The sequence below is a fragment of the Klebsiella sp. HMSC09D12 genome, assembly GCF_001808475.1.
Classification (GTDB): domain Bacteria; phylum Pseudomonadota; class Gammaproteobacteria; order Enterobacterales; family Enterobacteriaceae; genus Klebsiella; species Klebsiella oxytoca.
Genome location: NZ_KV793413.1, coordinates 1 through 21,218, shown reverse-complemented (window position 1 = coordinate 21,218; position 21,218 = coordinate 1). Strand labels below are relative to the sequence as shown.

Here is a 21,218-nt window from a genome sequence, read left to right as displayed (position 1 = left end):
TAAAGTAACCCTGGTAATACTCTGAACTTCATTTGAACCATTTACCAGGTCTGCCTGGACGAGAAGCGTTATGTTCAAATTAAAATTACTCAGCATCAGCACGATATTCATCCTGGCTGGTTGTGTCTCTCTGGCACCTGAATATCAGCGCCCGGCAGCACCGGTACCCCAGCAGTTTTCACTGTCCCGAAACAGCCTGACGCCAGCAGTGAATGGTTATCAGGATACGGGCTGGCGTAACTTTTTTGTCGATCCCCAGGTTACCCGGCTGATCGGGGAAGCCCTTGCTAATAACCGTAATTTGAGAATGGCTGCCCTGAAGGTTGAAGAGGCCCGGGCCCAGTTCAACGTCACGGATGCAGATCGTTATCCCCAGCTGAATGCCTCATCCGGGATCACCTACAGCGGTGGTCTGAAAGGCGACAAGCCGACCACACAGAAGTACGACGCGGGTCTGGAACTCCGCTATGAGCTCGATTTTTTCGGCAAGCTCAAGAACATGAGTGACGCTGATCGCCAGAACTACTTTGCCAGCGAAGAAGCCCGTCGGGCTGTACATATCCTGCTGGTCTCCAGCGTTTCACAAAGCTATTTCAGCCAGCAACTGGCGTATGAACAACTCCGTATCGCGCGGGAAACGCTGAAAAATTACGAACAGTCCTATGCTTTCGTTGAGCAACAGCTCGTGACCGGGAGTACGAATGTGCTGGCGCTTGAACAGGCCAGGGGACAAATCGAAAGTACCCGCGCTGAGATAGCCAAACGAGAAGGCGATCTGGCTCAGGCAAACAATGCCCTGCAACTGGTGCTGGGAACGTACCGTGCACTGCCGCCAGAAAAAGGGATGAAAGGCGGTGAGATCGCGCCAGTTAAACTGCCATCAAACCTGTCGTCACAAATTTTGCTGCAGCGACCGGATATTATGGAGGCGGAATACCAGCTGAAAGCGGCTGATGCGAATATTGGCGCAGCGCGGGCGGCCTTTTTCCCGTCCATTACCCTGACCAGTGGCCTTTCCGCAAGCAGTACGGAGCTGTCCAGCCTGTTTACGTCAGGAAGTGGAATGTGGAATTTTATCCCTAAAATTGAAATTCCTATATTTAATGCTGGCAGGAATAAAGCCAATCTGAAGCTGGCTGAAATTCGCCAGCAACAGTCGGTGGTTAATTACGAACAAAAAATTCAGTCAGCCTTTAAGGATGTTTCCGACACGCTTGCGCTGCGCGACAGCCTTAGCCAGCAACTTGAGTCACAGCAGCGTTATCTTGATTCACTTCAGATAACTCTCCAGCGTGCCAGAGGATTGTATGCAAGTGGTGCTGTCAGTTACATCGAAGTGCTGGATGCAGAACGTTCCCTCTTCGCTACCCAGCAAACCATTCTCGATCTTACCTATTCCCGGCAGGTTAACGAAATTAATCTGTTTACCGCGCTGGGTGGCGGTTGGGTAGAGTAAATTTATTTAATTAATCAGGAAATTAAAATGCGTAATTCACTTAAAGCCGTTTTATTTGGTGCCTTCTCTGTCATGTTTTCTGCCGGTCTTCATGCTGAAACACATCAGCATGGCGATATGAATACTGCCAGTGATGCTTCGGTACAGCAAGTTATCAAGGGCACCGGTGTCGTTAAAGACATTGATATGAATACTAAGAAAATCACCATTTCGCATGAAGCAATTCCAGCGGTGGGCTGGCCTGCAATGACCATGCGCTTTACTTTTGTTAATGCAGACGATGCTATTAATGCCCTGAAAACAGGCAACCATGTCGATTTCTCGTTTATTCAGCAGGGCAATATCTCCTTACTCAAAAGCATTAACGTGACGCAGTCCTGATTGGCTGTCCGGAGCGATTACATCCTGTGCGCCTGTACATTCACATAGGTATATGTGTGAGTTAACCGTCAGGCGCATATGCCAGGTGTTTTGATTTTTTAGCGGAAAATTGTATGGCTTCTTTAAAGATAAAATATGCTGCAATAATTATCAGCAGCCTCATAGCAGGGGGGCTGATATCGGTTACTGCCTGGCAGTATGTAAACTCAGCACAAAAGACAGAAAAAACAGAACAAAAGGCACCGGAACGAAAGGTGCTTTTCTGGTATGACCCAATGAAACCGGATACCAAATTTGATAAACCCGGAAAATCGCCCTTTATGGATATGGACCTGGTGCCAAAATATGCTGATGACAGTGGCGATAAAAGCAGTGGCGGGATCCGTATCGACCCAACCCAGGTTCAGAATCTGGGATTAAAAACGCAAAAAGTCACGCGAGGAATGCTGAATTATTCTCAGACAATCCCGGCTAATGTCAGCTATAACGAGTATCAGTTTGTTATTGTGCAGGCGCGTTCTGACGGGTTTGTCGAAAAAGTCTACCCCATGACGATTGGCGATCATGTGAAGAAGGGGACGCCACTTATCGATATTACCATTCCGGACTGGGTGGAAGCACAGAGTGAATTCCTTCTGTTATCCAGCACCGGTGGTACTTCCACGCAAATTAAAGGCGTTCTGGAACGGCTTCGCCTGGCAGGTATGCCGGAAGAGGATATTCAGAGACTGCGTTCTACCCGGAGCATTCAGACCCGTTTTACCATTAAAGCACCTATTGATGGTGTCATTACTGCATTTGACCTGCGCACCGGCATGAATATTTCGAAAGATAAGGTGGTGGCTCAGATTCAGGGAATGGACCCGGTCTGGATCAGCGCTGCAGTGCCAGAATCTATCGCCTATCTGCTGAAAGATACGTCGCAGTTTGAAATTTCGGTACCGGCTTATCCGGATAAAACATTCCATGTCGAAAAATGGAACATTCTTCCCAGCGTGGATCAGACAACCCGTACGCTTCAGGTCCGTCTCCAGGTTTCTAATAAGGATGAGTTTCTCAAGCCGGGCATGAATGCCTATCTGAAACTCAATACCAAGAGCCAGGAGATGCTGCTGATACCAAGCCAGGCCGTTATCGATACCGGCAAAGAACAGCGCGTGATTACTGTTGATGATGAAGGCAAGTTTGTGCCGAAACAGATCCACGTTCTGCATGAATCACAACAACAGTCCGGCATCGGCTCCGGCCTGAATGAAGGCGATACCGTGGTGGTCAGTGGTCTGTTCCTCATTGACTCCGAAGCCAATATTACGGGCGCGCTGGAACGTATGCGCCATCCTGAAAAAACAGAAAGCAGTATGCCAGCAATGTCTGACCAGCCTGTAAATATGCATTCAGGGCACTGAGGAGACGACGATGATTGAATGGATTATCCGGCGCTCTGTCGCCAACCGTTTCCTGGTCATGATGGGGGCCCTGTTTCTCAGCATCTGGGGTACATGGACGATTATTAACACGCCGGTCGATGCCTTGCCTGACCTGTCAGATGTGCAGGTCATTATTAAAACCAGCTATCCCGGCCAGGCCCCGCAGATTGTAGAAAACCAGGTCACCTATCCACTTACCACCACCATGCTCTCCGTACCTGGCGCAAAAACTGTGCGTGGTTTTTCACAGTTCGGTGATTCGTATGTATATGTCATTTTTGAAGACGGCACCGATCTGTACTGGGCCCGTTCCCGCGTGCTGGAATATCTGAATCAGGTTCAGGGAAAACTGCCCGCCGGGGTGAGTTCTGAAATCGGTCCGGATGCCACAGGTGTGGGCTGGATTTTTGAATATGCCCTTGTCGATCGCAGCGGAAAACACGACCTTTCAGAACTGCGTTCTCTGCAGGACTGGTTCCTGAAATTTGAGCTGAAAACCATCCCGAACGTGGCTGAGGTCGCTTCGGTTGGCGGCGTGGTGAAACAGTACCAGATTCAGGTCAATCCGGTAAAACTGTCTCAGTATGGTATCAGCCTGCCCGAAGTGAAACAGGCCCTTGAATCGTCTAACCAGGAGGCCGGTGGCTCATCCGTTGAAATGGCCGAAGCGGAGTATATGGTCCGTGCCAGCGGTTATCTTCAGAGCATTGATGATTTTAATAACATCGTCCTGAAAACAGGCGAGAACGGCGTGCCGGTTTATCTGCGGGATGTTGCCCGCGTGCAGACCGGGCCTGAAATGCGGCGTGGTATTGCCGAGCTGAACGGCCAGGGCGAAGTCGCTGGCGGCGTGGTGATCCTGCGGTCGGGTAAAAATGCACGCGACGTTATCACGGCAGTGAGGGATAAACTTGAGACGCTGAAGGCCAGCCTGCCGGAAGGCGTTGAAATCGTGACCACCTACGATCGCAGCCAGCTCATCGACCGGGCGATTGATAACCTCAGTTCCAAACTTCTGGAAGAGTTTATCGTGGTGGCCATCGTCTGTGCCCTGTTCCTGTGGCACGTACGTTCTGCCCTGGTGGCGATTATCTCTCTGCCGCTTGGTCTGTGTATCGCCTTTATCGTCATGCACTTCCAGGGACTGAACGCCAATATCATGTCGCTGGGAGGGATAGCGATTGCCGTCGGTGCGATGGTGGATGCCGCCATTGTGATGATTGAGAATGCGCATAAGCGGCTTGAGGAGTGGGATCATCAGCATCCGGGTGAGCAGATTGACAACGCCACCCGCTGGAAGGTGATTACCGATGCCTCCGTTGAAGTGGGACCCGCACTGTTTATCAGCCTGCTGATCATCACCCTGTCCTTTATTCCTATCTTTACCCTGGAAGGTCAGGAAGGACGTCTGTTTGGCCCGCTGGCATTCACGAAAACGTACTCCATGGCGGGCGCGGCCGCGCTGGCCATCATCGTCATTCCGATTCTGATGGGATTCTGGATCCGGGGGAAAATTCCTGCAGAGACCAGTAACCCCCTGAACCGGGTACTGATCAAAGCGTATCATCCATTGCTGCTGCGGGTTCTCCACTGGCCAAAAACAACCCTGCTGGTTGCGGCCTTGTCCATTTTCACCGTTATCTGGCCGCTGAGCCAGGTGGGCGGTGAGTTTCTGCCGAAGATTAACGAGGGCGACCTGTTGTATATGCCGTCGACCCTGCCGGGTGTCTCTCCGGCTGAAGCTGCAGCGCTCCTGCAGACGACGGACAAGTTAATCAAAAGCGTTCCTGAAGTGGCCTCTGTATTTGGCAAGACCGGTAAAGCAGAGACCGCCACGGATTCCGCACCGCTCGAAATGGTTGAAACCACGATCCAGCTCAAACCTGAGGATCAGTGGCGTCCAGGCATGACGATTGACAAGATTATTGAAGAACTCGACAGGACCGTCCGTTTACCGGGGCTGGCAAACCTCTGGGTGCCGCCAATCCGTAACCGTATTGATATGCTCTCAACCGGGATCAAAAGCCCGATAGGTATCAAGGTGTCCGGAACGGTTCTGTCCGATATCGATGCAACGGCGCAGAGTATCGAAGCGGTCGCCAAAACCGTACCCGGCGTAGTGTCTGCTCTCGCAGAGCGACTGGAAGGCGGGCGCTACATTGATGTGGATATCAACCGGGAAAAAGCCTCCCGCTACGGAATGACGGTGGGCGATGTGCAGCTGTTCATCTCATCAGCCATCGGCGGCGCGACGGTAGGGGAAACGGTTGAAGGCGTGGCCCGGTACCCGATTAATATCCGCTATCCGCAGGATTACCGGAACAGCCCGCAGGCCCTGAAACAGATGCCGATCCTGACCCCGATGAAGCAGCAGATCACGCTGGGCGATGTTGCGGATATTAAGGTCGTTTCCGGGCCGACTATGCTGAAAACGGAAAATGCCCGTCCAGCCAGCTGGATTTACATTGACGCGCGCGGCAGGGATATGGTGTCGGTGGTTAATGACATTAAAACGGCGATCAGTCAGAAAGTGAAACTGAGACCGGGTACCAGCGTGTCATTCTCCGGACAGTTTGAACTGCTTGAGCATGCCAACAAGAAACTGAAGCTGATGGTGCCGATGACGGTGATGATCATCTTCATCCTGTTGTATCTGGCATTCCGCCGGGTTGATGAAGCCCTGCTGATCCTGATGAGCCTGCCGTTCGCCCTGGTTGGCGGGATATGGTTCCTGTACTGGCAGGGCTTCCATATGTCTGTCGCAACCGGAACGGGGTTTATCGCTCTGGCCGGGGTGGCAGCAGAGTTTGGCGTGGTCATGCTGATGTATCTGCGTCATGCCATTGAAGTGCACCCGGAATTGTCCCGTAAAGAGACGTTCACACCGGAAGGTCTTGATGAAGCCCTCTATCATGGTGCCGTGCTGCGTGTCCGGCCGAAAGCCATGACCGTGGCGGTGATCATTGCGGGTCTGCTGCCAATACTCTGGGGAACCGGTGCAGGTTCAGAAGTCATGAGCCGTATCGCGGCACCCATGATTGGTGGGATGATCACGGCTCCGCTGCTGTCCCTGTTCATAATTCCTGCCGCCTACAAATTAATCTGGCTGCGCAGACATAAAAAAAGCGTGTCATAACCCTGTAAGGGCATCCTCTGTGGGTGCCCTTCTGTACTGATTCATCCTGACGTCAGGGGTTATATCGATAATATACAGAGGTGAGTATGAAAAAAGTGGTCCTGGTGGCCCTGGCTCTCGGCCTTTCACTGCCCGCAATGGCGAGTGAAAAAGTGATTGATATGTACAAATCTGAAAACTGTGGCTGTTGTTCCCTGTGGGGCAAGGCGATGGAAAAAGACGGGTTTGAAGTACGAACTCACGTCATGAATGATCAGGCGCTGTCAGCCCTGAAAGAAAAGCATGCTATTCCTGCAGGACTGCGAAGTTGTCATACCGCGGTTGCCGGTAATTTGATCATTGAAGGCCATGTGCCTGCGACAACGATACATAAGGCAATGCAGTCTGGTTCAGGTATATACGGTCTCGCCACCCCCGGTATGCCAGCAGGAAGTCCTGGAATGGAGATGGGAGCCCGAAAAGAGGCTTACGATGTTATCGCATTCTCACCGGATGGAAGTAAAAAAGTCTTCCAGCGAATCGAATAGTCAGCGGAACGGCTGATAACGGGACGCCGGCAGCAGGCACTCTTATGCCGGCGGCATTCGTGGTAATCGCATCAATGACATACCCTGAAGACAGAAGATGCTTCGGTATGCATAAGGAGAGTTACTGTGAAAAATGACAATGCAGTGCAACACAACAACCAGACTGCTTCTGAGCAGACATTATCCCCGGACGAGGGCCACGTATTGCATAAGGTGAGAGATCCCGTGTGCGGGATGGACATCCTGCCCGACAGGGCGCACAGCAGCATTCGATACCAGGACCATCAACTTTATTTCTGCTCCGCCAGCTGTGAGAGTAAATTTAAAGCCCATCCCGATCGTTATCTTACCGAAGATGCCAGTGAACATTCCCATCACCATCACCACGATCATCACGAAGTCAGCCCTGATCAGATAAAACAGCCTCACCACCAGGCGGAGAAAGAGAATTCTGAAGGTGTGTGGACATGTCCGATGCACCCGGAGATACGCCGCAGTGGTCCCGGAAGCTGTCCTGTCTGTGGAATGGCACTGGAGCCGCTCGTAGCTACGGCATCCACGGGGCCGAGTGATGAACTTCACGACATGACAAGACGCTTCTGGCTGGGGTTGTTGCTGGCGTTTCCGGTTCTGGTACTCGAAATGGGATCTCATCTGTTTCCCGCCTTGAGGAATACAGTACCGCCACAGTACAACACATGGCTGCAGCTGCTTCTGGCCTCTCCTGTCGTGTTGTGGTGTGGCTGGCCATTCTTCGCCCGGGCCGGAATGTCGTTACGTAACCGCTCCCTGAATATGTTTACCCTTGTTGCAATGGGGACCGGCGTAGCCTGGGTTTACAGCGTCATTGCAACCGTCTTCCCCTCCTGGTTTCCTGCATCGTTCAGAAACATGGATGGCCTGGTGGCCGTTTATTTTGAAGCCGCAGCAGTTATTACGGTGCTTGTTCTGCTGGGACAGGTCCTTGAATTGCGGGCAAGGGAACAAACCTCAGGTGCCATTACTGCACTACTGAATCTTGCCCCCAAAACCGCCAGGCGGCTGGATCATGACGGTCATGAAACGGATATTAATGCGGAAGATGTTCTGCCTGGCGATAAGCTCCGCATCAGACCAGGAGAGAGTATTCCGGTCGACGGTATTGTGATCGAAGGCAAAACAACCGTTGATGAATCGATGGTGACCGGGGAATCTATGCCGGTTACCAAAACGGAGGGTGACCCTGTCATCGGGGGGACCATTAATCAGACAGGGAGTCTCATCATCCGTGCAGAGAAAGTCGGTGATGAAACAATGCTCTCACGAATTGTTCAGATGGTCGCTGATGCACAGCGTTCGCGTGCCCCCATCCAGAGAATGGCTGACAGCGTTTCAGGCTGGTTTGTTCCTCTGGTGGTACTTATCGCGGTTGTTGCTTTCGTGATCTGGTCTGTCTGGGGGCCCGAGCCCAGGATGGCGCACGGTCTCATTGCGGCTGTGTCGGTCCTGATTATTGCCTGTCCCTGCGCGCTGGGGCTGGCCACGCCGATGTCGATAATGGTGGGGGTGGGCAAAGGAGCCCAGGCCGGGGTGTTAATCAGGAATGCCGAAGCCCTTGAGCGTCTTGAAAAAGTGGACACGCTGGTTGTCGACAAAACAGGCACGCTCACGGAAGGTTCGCCTACGGTGACAGGGATTATCAGTCTCAATCCGGGTGGGGAAACATCTCTTTTGCGTGTAACAGCCGCAGTGGAAAAAGGCTCGCAGCATCCGCTGGGTATGGCAGTAGTTAAAGCAGCACAGGAAAAGGGGATCGCAATACCCGCAGTCACTCATTTCGATGCACCGTCGGGTAAAGGTGTCTCAGGCGATGTCGAAGGTCAACGGGTTGTTATTGGTAATGAACTGGCTATGCAGGAAAACAGTATCGTTATTGATAATCAAAAGGCCGTTGCGGATACGTTGCGGATGGAAGGCGCTACCGTTATCTATGTGGCCACAGACGGGGACCTTGCAGGCCTGATAGCTATCTCGGATCCCGTGAAAACAACCACGCCGGATGCGCTTAAAGCTTTGCGTCAGGCGGGGATCCGCATTGTTATGCTCACCGGGGATAACCAGCTTACTGCTGAAGCAGTCGCACGGAAACTGGGAATAGATGAGGTTGAAGCCGGAATTCTGCCGGATGGCAAAAAAGCAGTGATAACCCGACTGAAAGCGTCTGGCCATGTGGTTGCGATGGCCGGAGACGGTGTGAATGATGCCCCGGCGCTGGCAGCGGCTGACGTGGGTATAGCCATGGGAACGGGTACAGATGTGGCAATTGAAAGTGCCGGAGTCACCCTTCTCAAAGGCGACTTGATGATACTGAACAGGGCCCGTCATCTGTCAGAGATCACCATGAAAAATATCCGTCAGAATCTGTTTTTTGCATTTATCTACAACGCACTTGGCGTGCCTGTGGCTGCAGGTCTGCTTTATCCTGTGTATGGAATACTGCTGTCGCCAGTTATTGCGGCGGCGGCCATGGCTCTTTCCTCCGTCAGCGTCATTGTGAATGCGTTGCGTCTGAAAAGTGTCAGGCTCGGGAAATAACACTGAGTGAAGGGTCAGTTACGAACAGAAGGAGTCCAGTATGAAAAGTACCACCTATGCGCTTATTGCTGTCGCCGCGATCGCGGCATTTGCCCTCCTGCGCGAACACTGGTCACATGTGGCAGGTTACTGGCCATATCTGTTATTGCTGGTCTGCCCGCTAATGCATCTTTTCCACGGCCACGGAGGGCATGGAGATCATCAACATCACGGAAGTGAAAACGATAAAAAAAATTAATCCGGCAGACGGGGCCGCGTCGCGGTCCCGTTATCAGTCCAGGTATCGTTCGTAGTCTCTGGCATGCGCAAAGGCATGCTGTTCGAGTTTGTTATCAGCGGGTGCCGCTGCCCGGAACGCCAGAGAGTTAACAGGGTTGTTATTGATGACCAGCTCGTAATGCAGATGAGGACCGGATGAACGTCCGCTGTTACCGGATAACGCAATAGCACCTCCCCGTGTAACCCTGGCCCCTTTAGTAACGAGTATTTTATTGAGGTGGAGATAGCGAGTTTTAACACCGGCTTTTCCCGTTACTTCAACAAAATATCCCATGGTACTGTTGTATTCGGCCCGGGTGATTTTTCCGTCGATGACGCTAACTATTTTCGTGTTCATGGGCATGGAATAATCAATGCCATTATGGGGACTCACTTTTCCCGATACCGGGTTAAGTCTTGCAGGATTGAAAGGCGAACTGAGTCTTGCTGTGGCCGGTAACGGATAATCGAGACTGCCTTTCCCGGAAGTATCGGAAAGGTTATAGAACTTTTTATCTGATATACGATACGCCGTGTAATTAAATGAACCGGACGTAAATTTATAGGCCACGACACGTGATTTTCCCGCTTTCTTTTGCAGTACGAGTTTTAATGATTCATTTTTTTTCAAATGCCGCAGATTAAACCGGGAAGGCAAGGAGCGCTGAAGAGTAGCGATCTCGTTCGATTCCAGCCCCGAGCGGGTGGCTGAAAGGTAGGCATTTTCTTTTACGACATCGGTAGAATACATTTACTGGAATTCGCCGTTAGCATGAACACTGCGGCGTATGCTAGGGGTTTTCAGGAGGCGTGTCATCTGTCAGTTAATCGGGAGCACCGTTGATGGTCGTCATTTTTGTAACATATCTTGTTTCCCGTTTGCTCCTGAAGCTCTGGGAACTGTATGACCAGCCCGACGGTGATGATTAACGGGACTGAAACAGGTTACGGCAGAGCAATATGGGGCTCATGTCCTGCTACGTAACCCGTCAGTAAAGCCCTGCTGCGCACCTGACGCTAAGCACTAACCCGCCTGCAGTTACCTGGTCGAATACAGCCCGCGAAGCTTTCTTGCCTGCGTCTGATGTGCTTCCGCACCGGCATTATTGACCTGCTCATGCACGAGAGCGGCTTTTTCTCCGGCATTCAGTTCGTTAAAAGAAGAAGACGAGGTCTTTGAATTTGCATCACTGCCGGACAGCATTTTTTTATGTTCCTCAATCATTTTCTGATGCGCATAGGACGCGCTGTTGTTCATAAATGAATGAGCAACAATGGCCCTTTCATGTTCATTCATTTCAGAGAATGAGGGCGTGTTGTTTTTATTAACCCTGTCCGGTAAATTTTCATGCGTCGAGGAATTCACATGACTGACGGCTGAGGCATTATTAACAAATCGATGTGCTTCATGGGCAATATCACTGGACTGAGCAAAAGCTGCCCCACAAAATAAAGCTGTAAACGCAGTGGTCGTGATTAATATATTCATGTGTAATTACCTTCTGAGGTACATAAAAGATGTCCTTATGATCATATATAAAAATAATCAACCTGTGGGGAAGATGACGTAAATGTAATACAGCTATGTACATTACACGATTGTAATGAATTTGTTTCTTAAGGTGTGCTAGATTCATTTCATTGTAAGTGGATGAACCAGTAATTTAATTTAAATCGGTTCTCGAATTCTGTCAGTAACCATACTTTAAATAAGGGAATGCGCATGCTGTTGAAAACGTCTCGACGAACTTTCCTGAAGGGGTTAACCCTCTCTGGCGTAGCCGGAAGTCTTGGCGTATGGAGTTTCAATGCGCGTTCCAGTCTGAGCCTGCCAGTTGCCGCATCCCTGCAGGGTACTCAGTTTGACCTGACCATTGGTGAAACGGCCGTCAATATCACGGGCAGTGAGCGTCAGGCCAAAACAATCAATGGAGGCCTGCCGGGGCCCGTTCTTCGCTGGAAAGAAGGTGACACCATTACCCTGAAGGTCAAAAACCGTCTTAATGAACAGACGTCCATTCACTGGCACGGCATTATTCTTCCGGCCAATATGGATGGTGTTCCGGGGCTGAGTTTTATGGGCATAGAGCCTGATGATACCTACGTTTACACCTTTAAGGTTAAGCAGAACGGGACTTACTGGTACCACAGCCATTCCGGTCTGCAGGAACAGGAGGGGGTATACGGTGCCATTATCATCGATGCCAGGGAGCCAGAACCGTTTGCTTACGATCGTGAGCATGTGGTCATGTTGTCTGACTGGACCGATGAAAATCCTCACAGCCTGCTGAAAAAATTAAAAAAACAGTCGGATTACTACAATTTCAATAAACCAACCGTTGGCTCTTTTTTCCGCGACGTGAATACCAGGGGGCTGTCAGCCACCATTGCCGATCGGAAAATGTGGGCTGAAATGAAAATGAATCCGACTGACCTCGCGGATGTCAGTGGCTACACCTACACCTATCTCATGAACGGGCAGGCCCCGCTGAAAAACTGGACCGGACTGTTCCGTCCCGGTGAAAAGATACGCTTACGGTTTATCAACGGCTCGGCAATGACCTATTTCGATATCCGTATCCCCGGGCTGAAAATGACGGTCGTGGCTGCAGATGGCCAGTATGTAAACCCGGTTACCGTTGACGAATTCAGGATTGCCGTTGCCGAAACCTATGATGTCATTGTGGAGCCTCAGGGTGAGGCCTATACCATCTTCGCACAATCCATGGACAGGACCGGTTACGCTCGAGGGACACTGGCCACGAGAGAGGGGTTAAGTGCTGCCGTTCCCCCCCTCGATCCCCGTCCTCTGTTGACCATGGAAGATATGGGTATGGGGGGAATGGGACATGATATGGCAGGAATGGACCACAGCCAGATGGGAGGCATGGATAACAGCGGAGAGATGATGTCTATGGACGGTGCTGACCTTCCGGATAGCGGGACATCCTCCGCGCCCATGGATCACAGCAGCATGGCCGGTATGGATCATTCCCGGATGGCCGGAATGCCGGGTATGCAAAGTCATCCTGCGTCAGAAACGGATAACCCACTGGTTGATATGCAGGCGATGAGCGTCTCTCCGAAATTAAATGATCCGGGTATTGGTCTTCGAAATAACGGAAGAAAGGTTCTCACGTACGCGGATTTGAAAAGCCGCTTTGAGGATCCTGACGGACGTGAACCTGGCCGTACCATAGAACTGCATTTAACCGGCCACATGGAAAAGTTTGCCTGGTCATTTAACGGAATCAATTTTTCAGATGCCGCACCGGTGCTGCTGAAATACGGTGAGCGGCTCAGGATCACGCTGATCAACGATACCATGATGACTCACCCCATTCACCTGCATGGTATGTGGAGCGATCTGGAAGATGAAAACGGTAATTTCATGGTTCGTAAACACACAATAGATGTTCCCCCTGGTACAAAACGCAGTTACAGAGTGACAGCAGATGCGCTTGGCCGCTGGGCGTATCACTGCCATTTGCTCTATCACATGGAAATGGGAATGTTTCGTGAAGTCCGGGTGGAGGAATGATGCGAATGAAGAGAAATTTGAAGGCCATACCTGTTCTGGTCGCCGGTTTGTTTACCTCACAGCTTTCTATTGCGGCGGGCTCCGTCTCTGCACATCCCCACGCCGGGCACGACATGTCTGCCATGCAGATGCCAGCAGATGAGAATTTCACTGAGATGACGTCAATGGAGCCCATTGTAACTGAGAGCAGAACGCCAATTCCGCCTGTTACCGATGCCGACCGGAAGGCTGCATTCGGCAATTTACAGGGGCATGCGATTCACGACAGTGCGATTAATTATCTGGTTCTGCTGGATCAACTGGAATGGCAACGGTCGGATAACACCAACAATTTCAGCTGGAGTGTTAACAGCTGGATTGGAGGCGACACAGATCGGATTTGGCTAAAGAGTGAAGGTGAACGAAGCAATGGGGAAACGGAGGCGGCTGAAGCGCAGTTACTCTGGGGACATGCGGTTGGCCCATGGTGGGATTTGGTTGCGGGTGTCAGGCAGGATTTCAGACCTGCTTCTGCCCGGACCTGGGCTGCTGTCGGTTTTCAGGGGCTGGCACTCTATAATTTTGAGTCTGAAATTACGGGTTTTGTCAGTAATGGCGGAAAAGCAGCCCTTCGTCTGGGAGGAGAATACGACGTTTTACTGACTAACCGGCTCATACTCCAGCCATCCTATGAGGTGAATTTCTACAGTCAGGATGATGAATCGCGGGGTCGCGGCAGGGGACTGACTGACACAGAGCTGGGGCTCCGGCTGCGCTATGAAATACGCCGTGAGTTTGCACCCTATATAGGCGTTTCCTGGAATCAACTTTACGGGAAAACATCCGATATGGCGAAAAGAGAAGGTGAGAAAGACCATCAGGTAGTATTCCTGGCGGGAGCCAGAATCTGGTTTTAACGCACTGATATAAAACACTCAACTAAACAGGTAAATAAAATGTCGATTTTAAATAAAGCCATTCTTACAGGTGGCCTCGTTATGGGCGTTGCTTTCTCTGCTATGGCCCATCCGGAATTAAAAAGCTCTGTGCCACAGGCTGATTCAGCCGTAGCGGCCCCGGAAAAGATTCAGCTTAATTTCTCGGAAAATCTGACCGTGAAATTCTCAGGTGCAAAATTAACGATGACGGGTATGAAAGGCATGTCATCACATTCTCCGATGCCGGTCGCGGCAAAAGTGGCGCCAGGCGCTGACCCTAAATCGATGGTCATTATTCCGCGAGAGCCTTTACCCGCTGGCACTTATCGTGTTGACTGGCGCGCGGTTTCTTCAGATACGCACCCTATTACCGGTAATTACACCTTTACAGTGAAGTAATATTATGAACGACCTGATTATGATTGTTATTCGTTTTCTTCTTTATCTGGATTTGATGGTAATATTTGGATTGCCATTTTTTCAGATATATGGAATAAGTGGTGTCAGACATGAAACCTATAACCTGACTAATTTCAGGTCGTTTATAACCTTTGCTGTTGTTACAGGCATCATTCTTACTGGCATTAATATGCTCCTGGTATCTAATGCCATGAGTGGAGTAACTGACCTCAGAGAATTATCCATCCATGTTATCGAGATGGTGATAGAAGAAACTGATGTGGGTATTAGCTGGATTGTCAGGCTCTGTGCCCTGTTTACCACACTCGGTGCTTTGTTCCTTTACACTAATAAGAGACTATTGTCCTGCCTGCTGATGACGATGAGTGGGGGCGTGGCGCTGGCTACACTTGCCTGGGGAGGACACGCCGTTATGCATGACGGTCTGCATTACTATCTCCATTTACTGAGCGATCTGACCCATCTCGGCGCTGCAGGTGCCTGGACAGGTGCTCTGGTTGCATTTGCTATCCTGCTGATGCGCAGAAACGAGCATAATGCACAGAGCGTCATTGTGATATCTGACTCCCTGGCAAAATTTGCCACGGCAGGAACGGTGATTGTTGTAGCCCTGATCCTGAGTGCGCTGGTCAACTATCTGTATATTGCTGAGGGTAACTTAACTCCCTTATTCAACAGTTCCTGGGGGAGGATATTGCTTGCCAAGACGGCTCTGTTTGTTCTGATGCTTCTTCTGGCTGCAGCAAACCGGTTTCACCTGGGTCCCCGGCTTGAAGTTATGGTCAGGGAAGGGAATTATGATCGCAGCGTTGCCCTGATGCGAAACAGCATCCTGACAGAATTCGTTGTTGCGATTATCATTCTGGGCGCCGTAGCGTGGCTCGGAATGCTTGCTCCGTCTCAGGTCAGCTAGGGGACAGCCAAAGCTCATGCGTGAGATTTTTACTTTCATATCAGCGAGTTGACCATGCAGCGTATTTTAATCGTTGAAGACGAACAAAAAACAGGTCGTTACCTGCAGCAGGGACTGGTTGAGGAAGGCTATCAGGCCGATCTCTTTAATAATGGCCGCGATGGTCTCGGGGCCGCGTCGAAGGGACAGTATGATTTGATAATACTGGACGTGATGCTGCCTTTCCTCGACGGGTGGCAAATCATCAGCGCACTGAGGGAGTCCGGGCACGAAGAACCGGTCCTGTTTTTAACCGCAAAGGACAACGTGCGGGACAAAGTGAAAGGACTGGAGCTTGGCGCAGATGACTACCTGATTAAGCCCTTTGATTTTACGGAGCTGGTTGCACGTGTAAGAACCCTACTGCGCCGGGCACGCTCGCAGGCCGCAACAGTCTGCACCATCGCCGATATGACCGTTGATATGGTGCGCCGGACCGTGATCCGTTCGGGGAAGAAGATCCATCTCACCGGTAAAGAATACGTTCTGCTTGAGTTGCTGCTGCAACGCACCGGAGAAGTGTTACCCAGGAGTCTTATCTCGTCCCTGGTCTGGAACATGAATTTTGACAGTGATACGAATGTGATTGATGTCGCCGTGAGACGTCTGAGAAGTAAAATTGATGATGACTTTGAGCCAAAACTGATCCATACCGTTCGCGGTGCCGGATATGTCCTGGAGATCAGAGAAGAGTGAGGTTCAAAATTTCCCTGACCACACGCCTGAGCCTGATTTTTTCTGCGGTGATGCTTACGGTATGGTGGTTATCAAGTTTTATCCTGATTAGCACCCTTAATGGCTATTTCGATAATCAGGACCGCGATTTTCTGACAGGTAAACTTCAGCTCACCGAAGAGTTTCTTAAAACAGAGACGTTCCGGAACAAAACGGATATTAAGTCATTATCAGAAAAAATAAACGATGCGATGGTAGGGCACAATGGTTTATTCATTTCTATAAAAAACATGGAAAATGAAAAAATTGTTGAACTCTATGCCAAAAATTCTGTTGTTCCAGCGGTCCTGCTTAATAAGTCGGGTGATATTCTCGACTATATGATCCAGACGGAAGAAAATAACACCGTGTACCGCAGTATCTCGCGGCGGGTTGCCGTGACGCCGGAACAGGGTAAAAGCAAACATGTCATCATTACGGTTGCCACGGATACTGGGTATCACACCCTGTTTATGGACAAACTCAGTACCTGGCTGTTCTGGTTCAATATCGGTCTGGTCTTTATTTCTGTTTTTCTGGGCTGGCTGACCACACGTATTGGTCTGAAACCGTTACGGGAAATGACCAGTCTGGCTTCCTCCATGACTGTACACAGCCTGGATCAGCGTCTAAATCCCGATCTGGCTCCGCCGGAAATCTCTGAGACCATGCAGGAGTTCAATAATATGTTTGATCGCCTGGAGGGGGCATTCCGGAAACTGTCAGATTTCTCGTCTGACATCGCGCATGAGCTGCGCACACCAGTCAGTAATCTGATGATGCAGACGCAGTTTGCACTGGCTAAGGAAAGGGATGTTTCGCATTACCGCGAAATTTTATTCGCTAACCTGGAAGAACTGAAAAGGTTGTCACGAATGACCAGTGACATGCTTTTTCTGGCACGTTCAGAGCATGGTCTGCTGCGGCTGGATAAACATGATGTGGATCTGGCAGCCGAACTGAATGAATTACGTGAGTTGTTCGAGCCCCTGGCAGACGAAACAGGAAAGACAATCACGGTTGAAGGAGAGGGCGTTGTTACCGGAGACAGCGATATGCTGCGCCGTGCTTTCAGTAACCTGCTTTCCAATGCAATCAAGTATTCTCCCGATAACACCTGTACAGCGATACACCTTGAGCGTGACAGTGACTGTGTGAACGTGATGATTACGAATACGATGTCCGGCCAGGTTCCCGCTAATCTGGAACGTTTGTTTGACCGGTTCTATCGCGCAGACTCATCAAGGTTCTACAACACGGAAGGCGCGGGGCTGGGATTATCAATTACAAGGTCGATCATTCATGCTCACGGCGGCGAGCTGTCAGCAGAACAGCAGGGGCGGGAAATTGTGTTCAGTGTGCGTCTGTTAATGGATTAATACCGTTATTCAGGAGAAACCCGGAAGGTGACAAAAATGTCATCGTTCAGTCACGCGATAAACAGAGGCGGTTTTTTATAATCAGCCATAAATCAGGACAGCGTGATAATTCAATCGCCCGGTTCCTGGCGTGATGATCAACCAGCCCTGAGATCAAATGCTTTCTCTGTTATAAGCATTGATTGTTCGGGTATGAAAACACCGGAGACCCAACCATGAAAAAGATCCTTGTATCCTTTATTGCCATGATGGCTGTCGCTTCATCTGCCTAGGCTGCAGAGACAATGAACATGCATGACCAGGTAAATAATGCCCAGGCGCCTGCCCATCAGATGCAATCATCCGCTGAAAAAAGTGCAGTTCAGGGGGAGAGCATGAAAATGATGGATATGAGCGGTCACGATCAGGCCGCAATGTCCCATGAAATGATGCAAAACGGCAATTCTGCTGCCCATCAGGACATGGCTGAAATGCATAAAAAAATGATGAAAGCCAAACCTGAGAACACCCAAAAAACTGCTAAGCCATTTTCCGAAATGAGCGAGCATGAGAAAGCCGCTGTTGTGCATGAGAAGGCGAATAATGGTCAGTCTTCCGTTATTCATCAGCAACAGGCGGAAAAGCATCGCAGCCAGATCACCCAGAATTAACCCGCAGCTCCACTTGTCAGACCCTCATTTGACGCCGAAGTCACTGGCTTACGCTCCCGTCCGGGAGCGTTTTTTTTATAAGCGAAATGAATAATAATGAAAGAGTCCATACACAATGTCTTTTTTGGTCATGCCGACCTTACAATTAACTTATGTTGTTTGAGAATCCTGTTCCCCAGTCATCTCCAGGGTTCATGCCGCGCCGTATCCTGAGACTGGCTGAGAATACGAATGACCGTAACCATAGAATGTGATGATACAAAATAGATCATGTGCTGTTCCACCGGCAGTGTGCAGATATCGTCTCCCAGCTCTGCACGATGCGTGCCGATATCATGCATGGCCAGCACATCAAACACTGCAGCTATACGGCCGATGTATGCATCCGCCTGAACAACCCCGAACTCTCTGAAGCTGTAGTCCCAGATGGCCTCCAGATCCTCTTCTGCTTTTGGTGTCAGCTCAATCTCTTTCATTTGCCACCCTGGCCCTGACATTCTTCAGGAATGCATCCTTGTTCCATGGTTTCGCCTCGCCGCTGCTGATTCCTTCGGCCAGCAGATCGCGGAGTTCCTGAAGGCGTGATTCAGCCTGCTTCTCGCGCAGTAGACGCAGCGCGTCACGCATGACCTCGCTCTGGGTACGGTAATCACCGGCCTTAACCAGGGAATCGATAAATTCACGCAGCTCATCACCCACGTCCACCGTCATCGTACGGGCCATAACCCCTCCGCTTCTTATGTAAGATTAGTTCTTACATCATTATATCAGCTTGCTCCCCCGCTTCCATCTCCCGAATTTTAGCCAAAACAACACTGCAGTAGTATGGAGATCCGACTTTGGTATTTTTCGGATCTATAAAGGAGAGAAGAAGGATTATTGCAGGATAATCACAAAAAATGGCTGATTGTTGCGATGAGTGGATTATTGCCTTTTTAGCAACAATCTTGATAATTCCGGGACGTTAAGCAAAAGTCAGATAGACCATTCTTAAGTTTAGAGTACTAATGTATGGTAGATAGATTGGCCCCTATATTTCCAGACACTTTTTATCGCTTAACCCATTACTGGTTCGCCGCCGCAGATATTCCCGTGGCGAACGATATCCCAGTGCACTGTGCGGATGCCATTCGTTGTAATGTTCGAAGGCCTCCGCAAGGTTCTTTGCCGCTGTTAACCCGTCAGGTTTTGGCATGATGCTGATGTAGTCGCGCTTCATCGTTTTCACGAAGCTCTCCGCCATTCCGTTGCTTTCTGGACTACGTACCGCCGTATGTTTTGGCTCCAGTCCTACCATTCTGGCGAACTGACGCGTCTGATGAGAACGGTAGGCTGAACCGTTGTCTGTCAGCCACTCAACGGGGGATGTCGGCAGCCTGTTACCGAAGCGACGCTCTACTGCACCCAGCATGACGTCCTGCACGGTTTCACTGTCATATCCACCGGTACTTGCCGCCCAGTGAAGTGCCTCGCGATCGCAACAGTCCAGCGCGAACGTGACCCGCAGTTTTTCACCGTTATCACAGCTGAACTCGAAGCCGTCGGAGCACCACCGCTGGTTACTTTCTCCAACGGCCACTTTCCCTCTATGCGCCCGCTTCGAGGGCGGTATTGCCGGTTTACGCTCAAGCAGCAGCGCATTCTGACGCATGATGCGGTATACGCGTTTGGCATTGATCACCGCCATGTCGTCAGTTTCTGATTGTCTGCGCAGCAGTGCCCATACACGACGATAACCATAGGTGGGCAGATCGTCGATAACGGTATGGATACGAGCCAGCGCTTCAGTATCATCAGGCTTGCGCTTGCACCGACGATCCTGCCAGCCCTTCGACCGACGGGCCATGGCATGCAGTTGCGCACGTGAGACCCGGAGGCAACGACTGACAAGGCTTATTCGCCATCCTCCGGCAACAAGGGCACGTGCGCTATCCACTTTTTTTGTCGGCCATATTCAACGGCTTCTTTCAGCAGCTCGTTTTCCATGGTTTTTTTGCCCAGCAGGCGCTGTAACTCTTTAATTTGCTTCATTGCAGATGCCAGCTCCGACGCGGGTACAACCTGTTCACCCGCGGCAACCGCAGTGAGACTGCCTTCCTGATATTGCTTACGCCACAGGAACAGCTGACTGGCAGCAACGCCATGCTGACGGGCGACCAGCGACACGGTCATTCCGGGCTCAAAGCTCTGCTGAACAATGGCGATTTTTTCCTGAACGCTGCGCCGTCTGCGCTTCTCTGGACCTAGAACATCAATCATTCGGACTCCAACGACTAGTCTAAAACTAGTATTAAGACTATCACTAATTTAAGTGATACCAACTGTCTGGAGATTCATGGGGCCAGTCTAGTAGACCTGCACAATATGCTAATACATAACACAAGTGAGGGAGCATGAACTTTGATGCCGTACAGGTTGATATAAACGATATTCTTTCAGTTAACAGACGTTACGTTATCCCCCGAAATCAGCGGGACTTCAGCTGGGAAAAACTTCAGCTTGATGAGTTCTGGGATGATATTAGGAGAAACATTCAGTACGAGAACGAGAGCTTCAGCCATGCTGAGTACTTCCTCGGGACAGTCGTTTTATCAGGCACAACCGACAGTTCAATGCTGGAAATAATTGATGGTCAACAACGTCTTTCTGTTATAACTATTCTGATATCACTCATTTCCAGAAAGCTCAGAGCTCTTAACTATATAGAGAGCGCGGATGATATAGTTAATACCTATCTTGTATCAAAGGCATCCATTATCTCAGCGAAAGCACATCTCACAGAAAAAATATCTAAAAGCAACGGACGTGACTTTTTTAAACTTAAATGTCAGTCGAAAGAGGATTGTCATCCAGGTAATGCTGTCAACCTGTTGATGACTATTTTAA

The 21,218-nt window shown here is 50.3% G+C and carries 19 protein-coding genes and 1 pseudogene; 15 read left to right on the top strand and 5 right to left on the bottom strand.

What is annotated here, in order from left to right; translation table 11 throughout:
- Window positions 1-70: 70 nt before the first annotated feature.
- The 7 genes from silC to HMPREF3178_RS05070 all read left to right on the top strand — a co-directional run bounded on the left by silC (window position 71) and on the right by HMPREF3178_RS05070 (window position 9,739).
- The gene (gene silC, locus HMPREF3178_RS05100) at window positions 71-1,456 is read left to right on the top strand and encodes a Cu(+)/Ag(+) efflux RND transporter outer membrane channel SilC (RefSeq protein WP_017146626.1); all 1,386 of its coding nucleotides are present in this window, start codon (window positions 71-73) and stop codon (window positions 1,454-1,456) included.
- Window positions 1,457-1,483: 27 nt separating this feature from the next.
- The gene (gene cusF / locus HMPREF3178_RS05095) at window positions 1,484-1,837 is read left to right on the top strand and encodes a cation efflux system protein CusF (protein WP_001246155.1); all 354 of its coding nucleotides are present in this window, start codon (window positions 1,484-1,486) and stop codon (window positions 1,835-1,837) included.
- A 113-nt stretch (window positions 1,838-1,950) separates the two neighbouring features.
- On the top strand, window positions 1,951-3,243 hold the full coding sequence (gene silB, locus HMPREF3178_RS05090) for a Cu(+)/Ag(+) efflux RND transporter periplasmic adaptor subunit SilB (protein ID WP_017146627.1): 1,293 nt from the start codon (window positions 1,951-1,953) through the stop codon (window positions 3,241-3,243).
- 10 nt (window positions 3,244-3,253) lie between these two features.
- Complete coding sequence (gene silA, locus HMPREF3178_RS05085; protein ID WP_009654305.1) at window positions 3,254-6,400, top strand: Cu(+)/Ag(+) efflux RND transporter permease subunit SilA; 3,147 nt, start codon at window positions 3,254-3,256, stop codon at window positions 6,398-6,400.
- Window positions 6,401-6,486: 86 nt separating this feature from the next.
- Window positions 6,487-6,927 carry a DUF411 domain-containing protein gene (locus tag HMPREF3178_RS05080; RefSeq protein ID WP_009654300.1) on the top strand — a complete coding sequence of 147 codons (441 nt, stop codon included), beginning with the start codon at window positions 6,487-6,489 and terminating at the stop codon, window positions 6,925-6,927.
- Between the two features lie 126 nt (window positions 6,928-7,053).
- Complete coding sequence (gene silP / locus HMPREF3178_RS05075) at window positions 7,054-9,501, top strand: Ag(+)-translocating P-type ATPase SilP (RefSeq protein ID WP_070585040.1); 2,448 nt, start codon at window positions 7,054-7,056, stop codon at window positions 9,499-9,501.
- Window positions 9,502-9,541: 40 nt separating this feature from the next.
- Window positions 9,542-9,739 carry a DUF2933 domain-containing protein gene (locus tag HMPREF3178_RS05070; RefSeq protein WP_000843494.1) on the top strand — a complete coding sequence of 66 codons (198 nt, stop codon included), beginning with the start codon at window positions 9,542-9,544 and terminating at the stop codon, window positions 9,737-9,739.
- Window positions 9,740-9,772: 33 nt separating this feature from the next.
- Here HMPREF3178_RS05070 and HMPREF3178_RS05065 read toward each other — a convergent pair whose 3' ends face one another.
- Both HMPREF3178_RS05065 and HMPREF3178_RS05060 read right to left on the bottom strand, forming a co-directional pair.
- A complete protein-coding gene (locus HMPREF3178_RS05065) occupies window positions 9,773-10,510 on the bottom strand; it encodes a peptidoglycan DD-metalloendopeptidase family protein (protein ID WP_000287501.1) in 738 nt (245 codons plus the stop codon).
- Window positions 10,511-10,798: 288 nt separating this feature from the next.
- Window positions 10,799-11,248, bottom strand: coding sequence for a copper resistance protein (locus HMPREF3178_RS05060; RefSeq protein WP_001023257.1), 450 nt, complete (start codon window positions 11,246-11,248; stop codon window positions 10,799-10,801).
- A 234-nt stretch (window positions 11,249-11,482) separates the two neighbouring features.
- Here HMPREF3178_RS05060 and pcoA point away from each other — a divergent pair, with 234 nt between their 5' ends.
- The 7 genes and pseudogenes from pcoA (at window position 11,483) to HMPREF3178_RS05025 (ending at window position 18,332) form a co-directional block, all read left to right on the top strand.
- On the top strand, window positions 11,483-13,300 hold the full coding sequence (gene pcoA / locus HMPREF3178_RS05055; protein ID WP_049104538.1) for a multicopper oxidase PcoA: 1,818 nt from the start codon (window positions 11,483-11,485) through the stop codon (window positions 13,298-13,300).
- 5 nt (window positions 13,301-13,305) lie between these two features.
- Complete coding sequence (gene pcoB, locus HMPREF3178_RS05050; RefSeq protein WP_175438952.1) at window positions 13,306-14,196, top strand: copper resistance outer membrane transporter PcoB; 891 nt, start codon at window positions 13,306-13,308, stop codon at window positions 14,194-14,196.
- A 39-nt stretch (window positions 14,197-14,235) separates the two neighbouring features.
- Complete coding sequence (gene pcoC / locus HMPREF3178_RS05045) at window positions 14,236-14,616, top strand: copper resistance system metallochaperone PcoC (RefSeq protein ID WP_000025662.1); 381 nt, start codon at window positions 14,236-14,238, stop codon at window positions 14,614-14,616.
- 55 nt (window positions 14,617-14,671) lie between these two features.
- Window positions 14,672-15,550 (top strand): copper resistance inner membrane protein PcoD, encoded by an 879-nt coding sequence (pcoD, locus tag HMPREF3178_RS05040; RefSeq protein WP_233445827.1) that lies wholly within the window; start codon window positions 14,672-14,674, stop codon window positions 15,548-15,550.
- Between the two features lie 54 nt (window positions 15,551-15,604).
- On the top strand, window positions 15,605-16,285 hold the full coding sequence (pcoR, locus tag HMPREF3178_RS05035; protein WP_001188930.1) for a copper response regulator transcription factor PcoR: 681 nt from the start codon (window positions 15,605-15,607) through the stop codon (window positions 16,283-16,285).
- Window positions 16,282-17,682, top strand: a complete 1,401-nt coding sequence (gene pcoS, locus HMPREF3178_RS05030) for a copper resistance membrane spanning protein PcoS (protein ID WP_009654301.1) — start codon at window positions 16,282-16,284, stop codon at window positions 17,680-17,682. Before pcoR ends, pcoS begins: the two co-directional genes overlap by 4 nt.
- A 215-nt stretch (window positions 17,683-17,897) precedes the next feature.
- Window positions 17,898-18,332, top strand: a pseudogene (locus HMPREF3178_RS05025) (copper-binding protein).
- A 179-nt stretch (window positions 18,333-18,511) separates the two neighbouring features.
- On the opposite strand, the gene HMPREF3178_RS05020 reads toward HMPREF3178_RS05025, so the two are convergent.
- The 3 genes from HMPREF3178_RS05020 to HMPREF3178_RS05010 all read right to left on the bottom strand — a co-directional run bounded on the left by HMPREF3178_RS05020 (window position 18,512) and on the right by HMPREF3178_RS05010 (window position 20,591).
- On the bottom strand, window positions 18,512-18,808 hold the full coding sequence (locus HMPREF3178_RS05020) for a type II toxin-antitoxin system RelE/ParE family toxin (RefSeq protein WP_017146632.1): 297 nt from the start codon (window positions 18,806-18,808) through the stop codon (window positions 18,512-18,514).
- Window positions 18,795-19,055, bottom strand: coding sequence for a type II toxin-antitoxin system ParD family antitoxin (locus HMPREF3178_RS05015; protein WP_017146633.1), 261 nt, complete (start codon window positions 19,053-19,055; stop codon window positions 18,795-18,797). The genes HMPREF3178_RS05020 and HMPREF3178_RS05015 overlap by 14 nt, the downstream gene beginning before the upstream one ends.
- Window positions 19,056-19,362: 307 nt before the next feature.
- Window positions 19,363-20,591, bottom strand: a protein-coding gene (locus HMPREF3178_RS05010; protein ID WP_094333936.1) for an IS3 family transposase whose coding sequence is annotated in 2 segments (ribosomal slippage) — window positions 19,363-20,276 and window positions 20,276-20,591 — 1,230 coding nt in all. Because the reading frame shifts where the segments join, the coding sequence is not laid out codon by codon here.
- 134 nt (window positions 20,592-20,725) lie between these two features.
- On the opposite strand from HMPREF3178_RS05010, the gene HMPREF3178_RS05000 reads away from it, so the two are divergent.
- A partial coding sequence (locus HMPREF3178_RS05000; protein ID WP_139146014.1) for a DUF262 domain-containing protein occupies window positions 20,726-21,218 on the top strand: 493 nt, incomplete at its 3' end.

Bases quoted from the DNA above. Each gene is read 5' to 3' on its own strand.
- silC (WP_017146626.1), top strand. From the start codon at position 71: ATGTTCAAATTAAAATTACTCAGCATCAGCACGATATTCATCCTGGCT.
- cusF (WP_001246155.1), top strand. From the start codon at position 1,484: ATGCGTAATTCACTTAAAGCCGTTTTATTTGGTGCCTTCTCTGTCATG.
- silB (WP_017146627.1), top strand. From the start codon at position 1,951: ATGGCTTCTTTAAAGATAAAATATGCTGCAATAATTATCAGCAGCCTC.
- silA (WP_009654305.1), top strand. From the start codon at position 3,254: ATGATTGAATGGATTATCCGGCGCTCTGTCGCCAACCGTTTCCTGGTC.
- HMPREF3178_RS05080 (WP_009654300.1), top strand. From the start codon at position 6,487: ATGAAAAAAGTGGTCCTGGTGGCCCTGGCTCTCGGCCTTTCACTGCCC.
- HMPREF3178_RS05070 (WP_000843494.1), top strand. From the start codon at position 9,542: ATGAAAAGTACCACCTATGCGCTTATTGCTGTCGCCGCGATCGCGGCA.
- HMPREF3178_RS05065 (WP_000287501.1), bottom strand. From the start codon at position 10,510: ATGTATTCTACCGATGTCGTAAAAGAAAATGCCTACCTTTCAGCCACC.
- HMPREF3178_RS05060 (WP_001023257.1), bottom strand. From the start codon at position 11,248: ATGAATATATTAATCACGACCACTGCGTTTACAGCTTTATTTTGTGGG.
- pcoA (WP_049104538.1), top strand. From the start codon at position 11,483: ATGCTGTTGAAAACGTCTCGACGAACTTTCCTGAAGGGGTTAACCCTC.
- pcoB (WP_175438952.1), top strand. From the start codon at position 13,306: ATGAAGAGAAATTTGAAGGCCATACCTGTTCTGGTCGCCGGTTTGTTT.
- pcoC (WP_000025662.1), top strand. From the start codon at position 14,236: ATGTCGATTTTAAATAAAGCCATTCTTACAGGTGGCCTCGTTATGGGC.
- pcoD (WP_233445827.1), top strand. From the start codon at position 14,672: ATGGTAATATTTGGATTGCCATTTTTTCAGATATATGGAATAAGTGGT.
- pcoR (WP_001188930.1), top strand. From the start codon at position 15,605: ATGCAGCGTATTTTAATCGTTGAAGACGAACAAAAAACAGGTCGTTAC.
- HMPREF3178_RS05020 (WP_017146632.1), bottom strand. From the start codon at position 18,808: ATGAAAGAGATTGAGCTGACACCAAAAGCAGAAGAGGATCTGGAGGCC.
- HMPREF3178_RS05015 (WP_017146633.1), bottom strand. From the start codon at position 19,055: ATGGCCCGTACGATGACGGTGGACGTGGGTGATGAGCTGCGTGAATTT.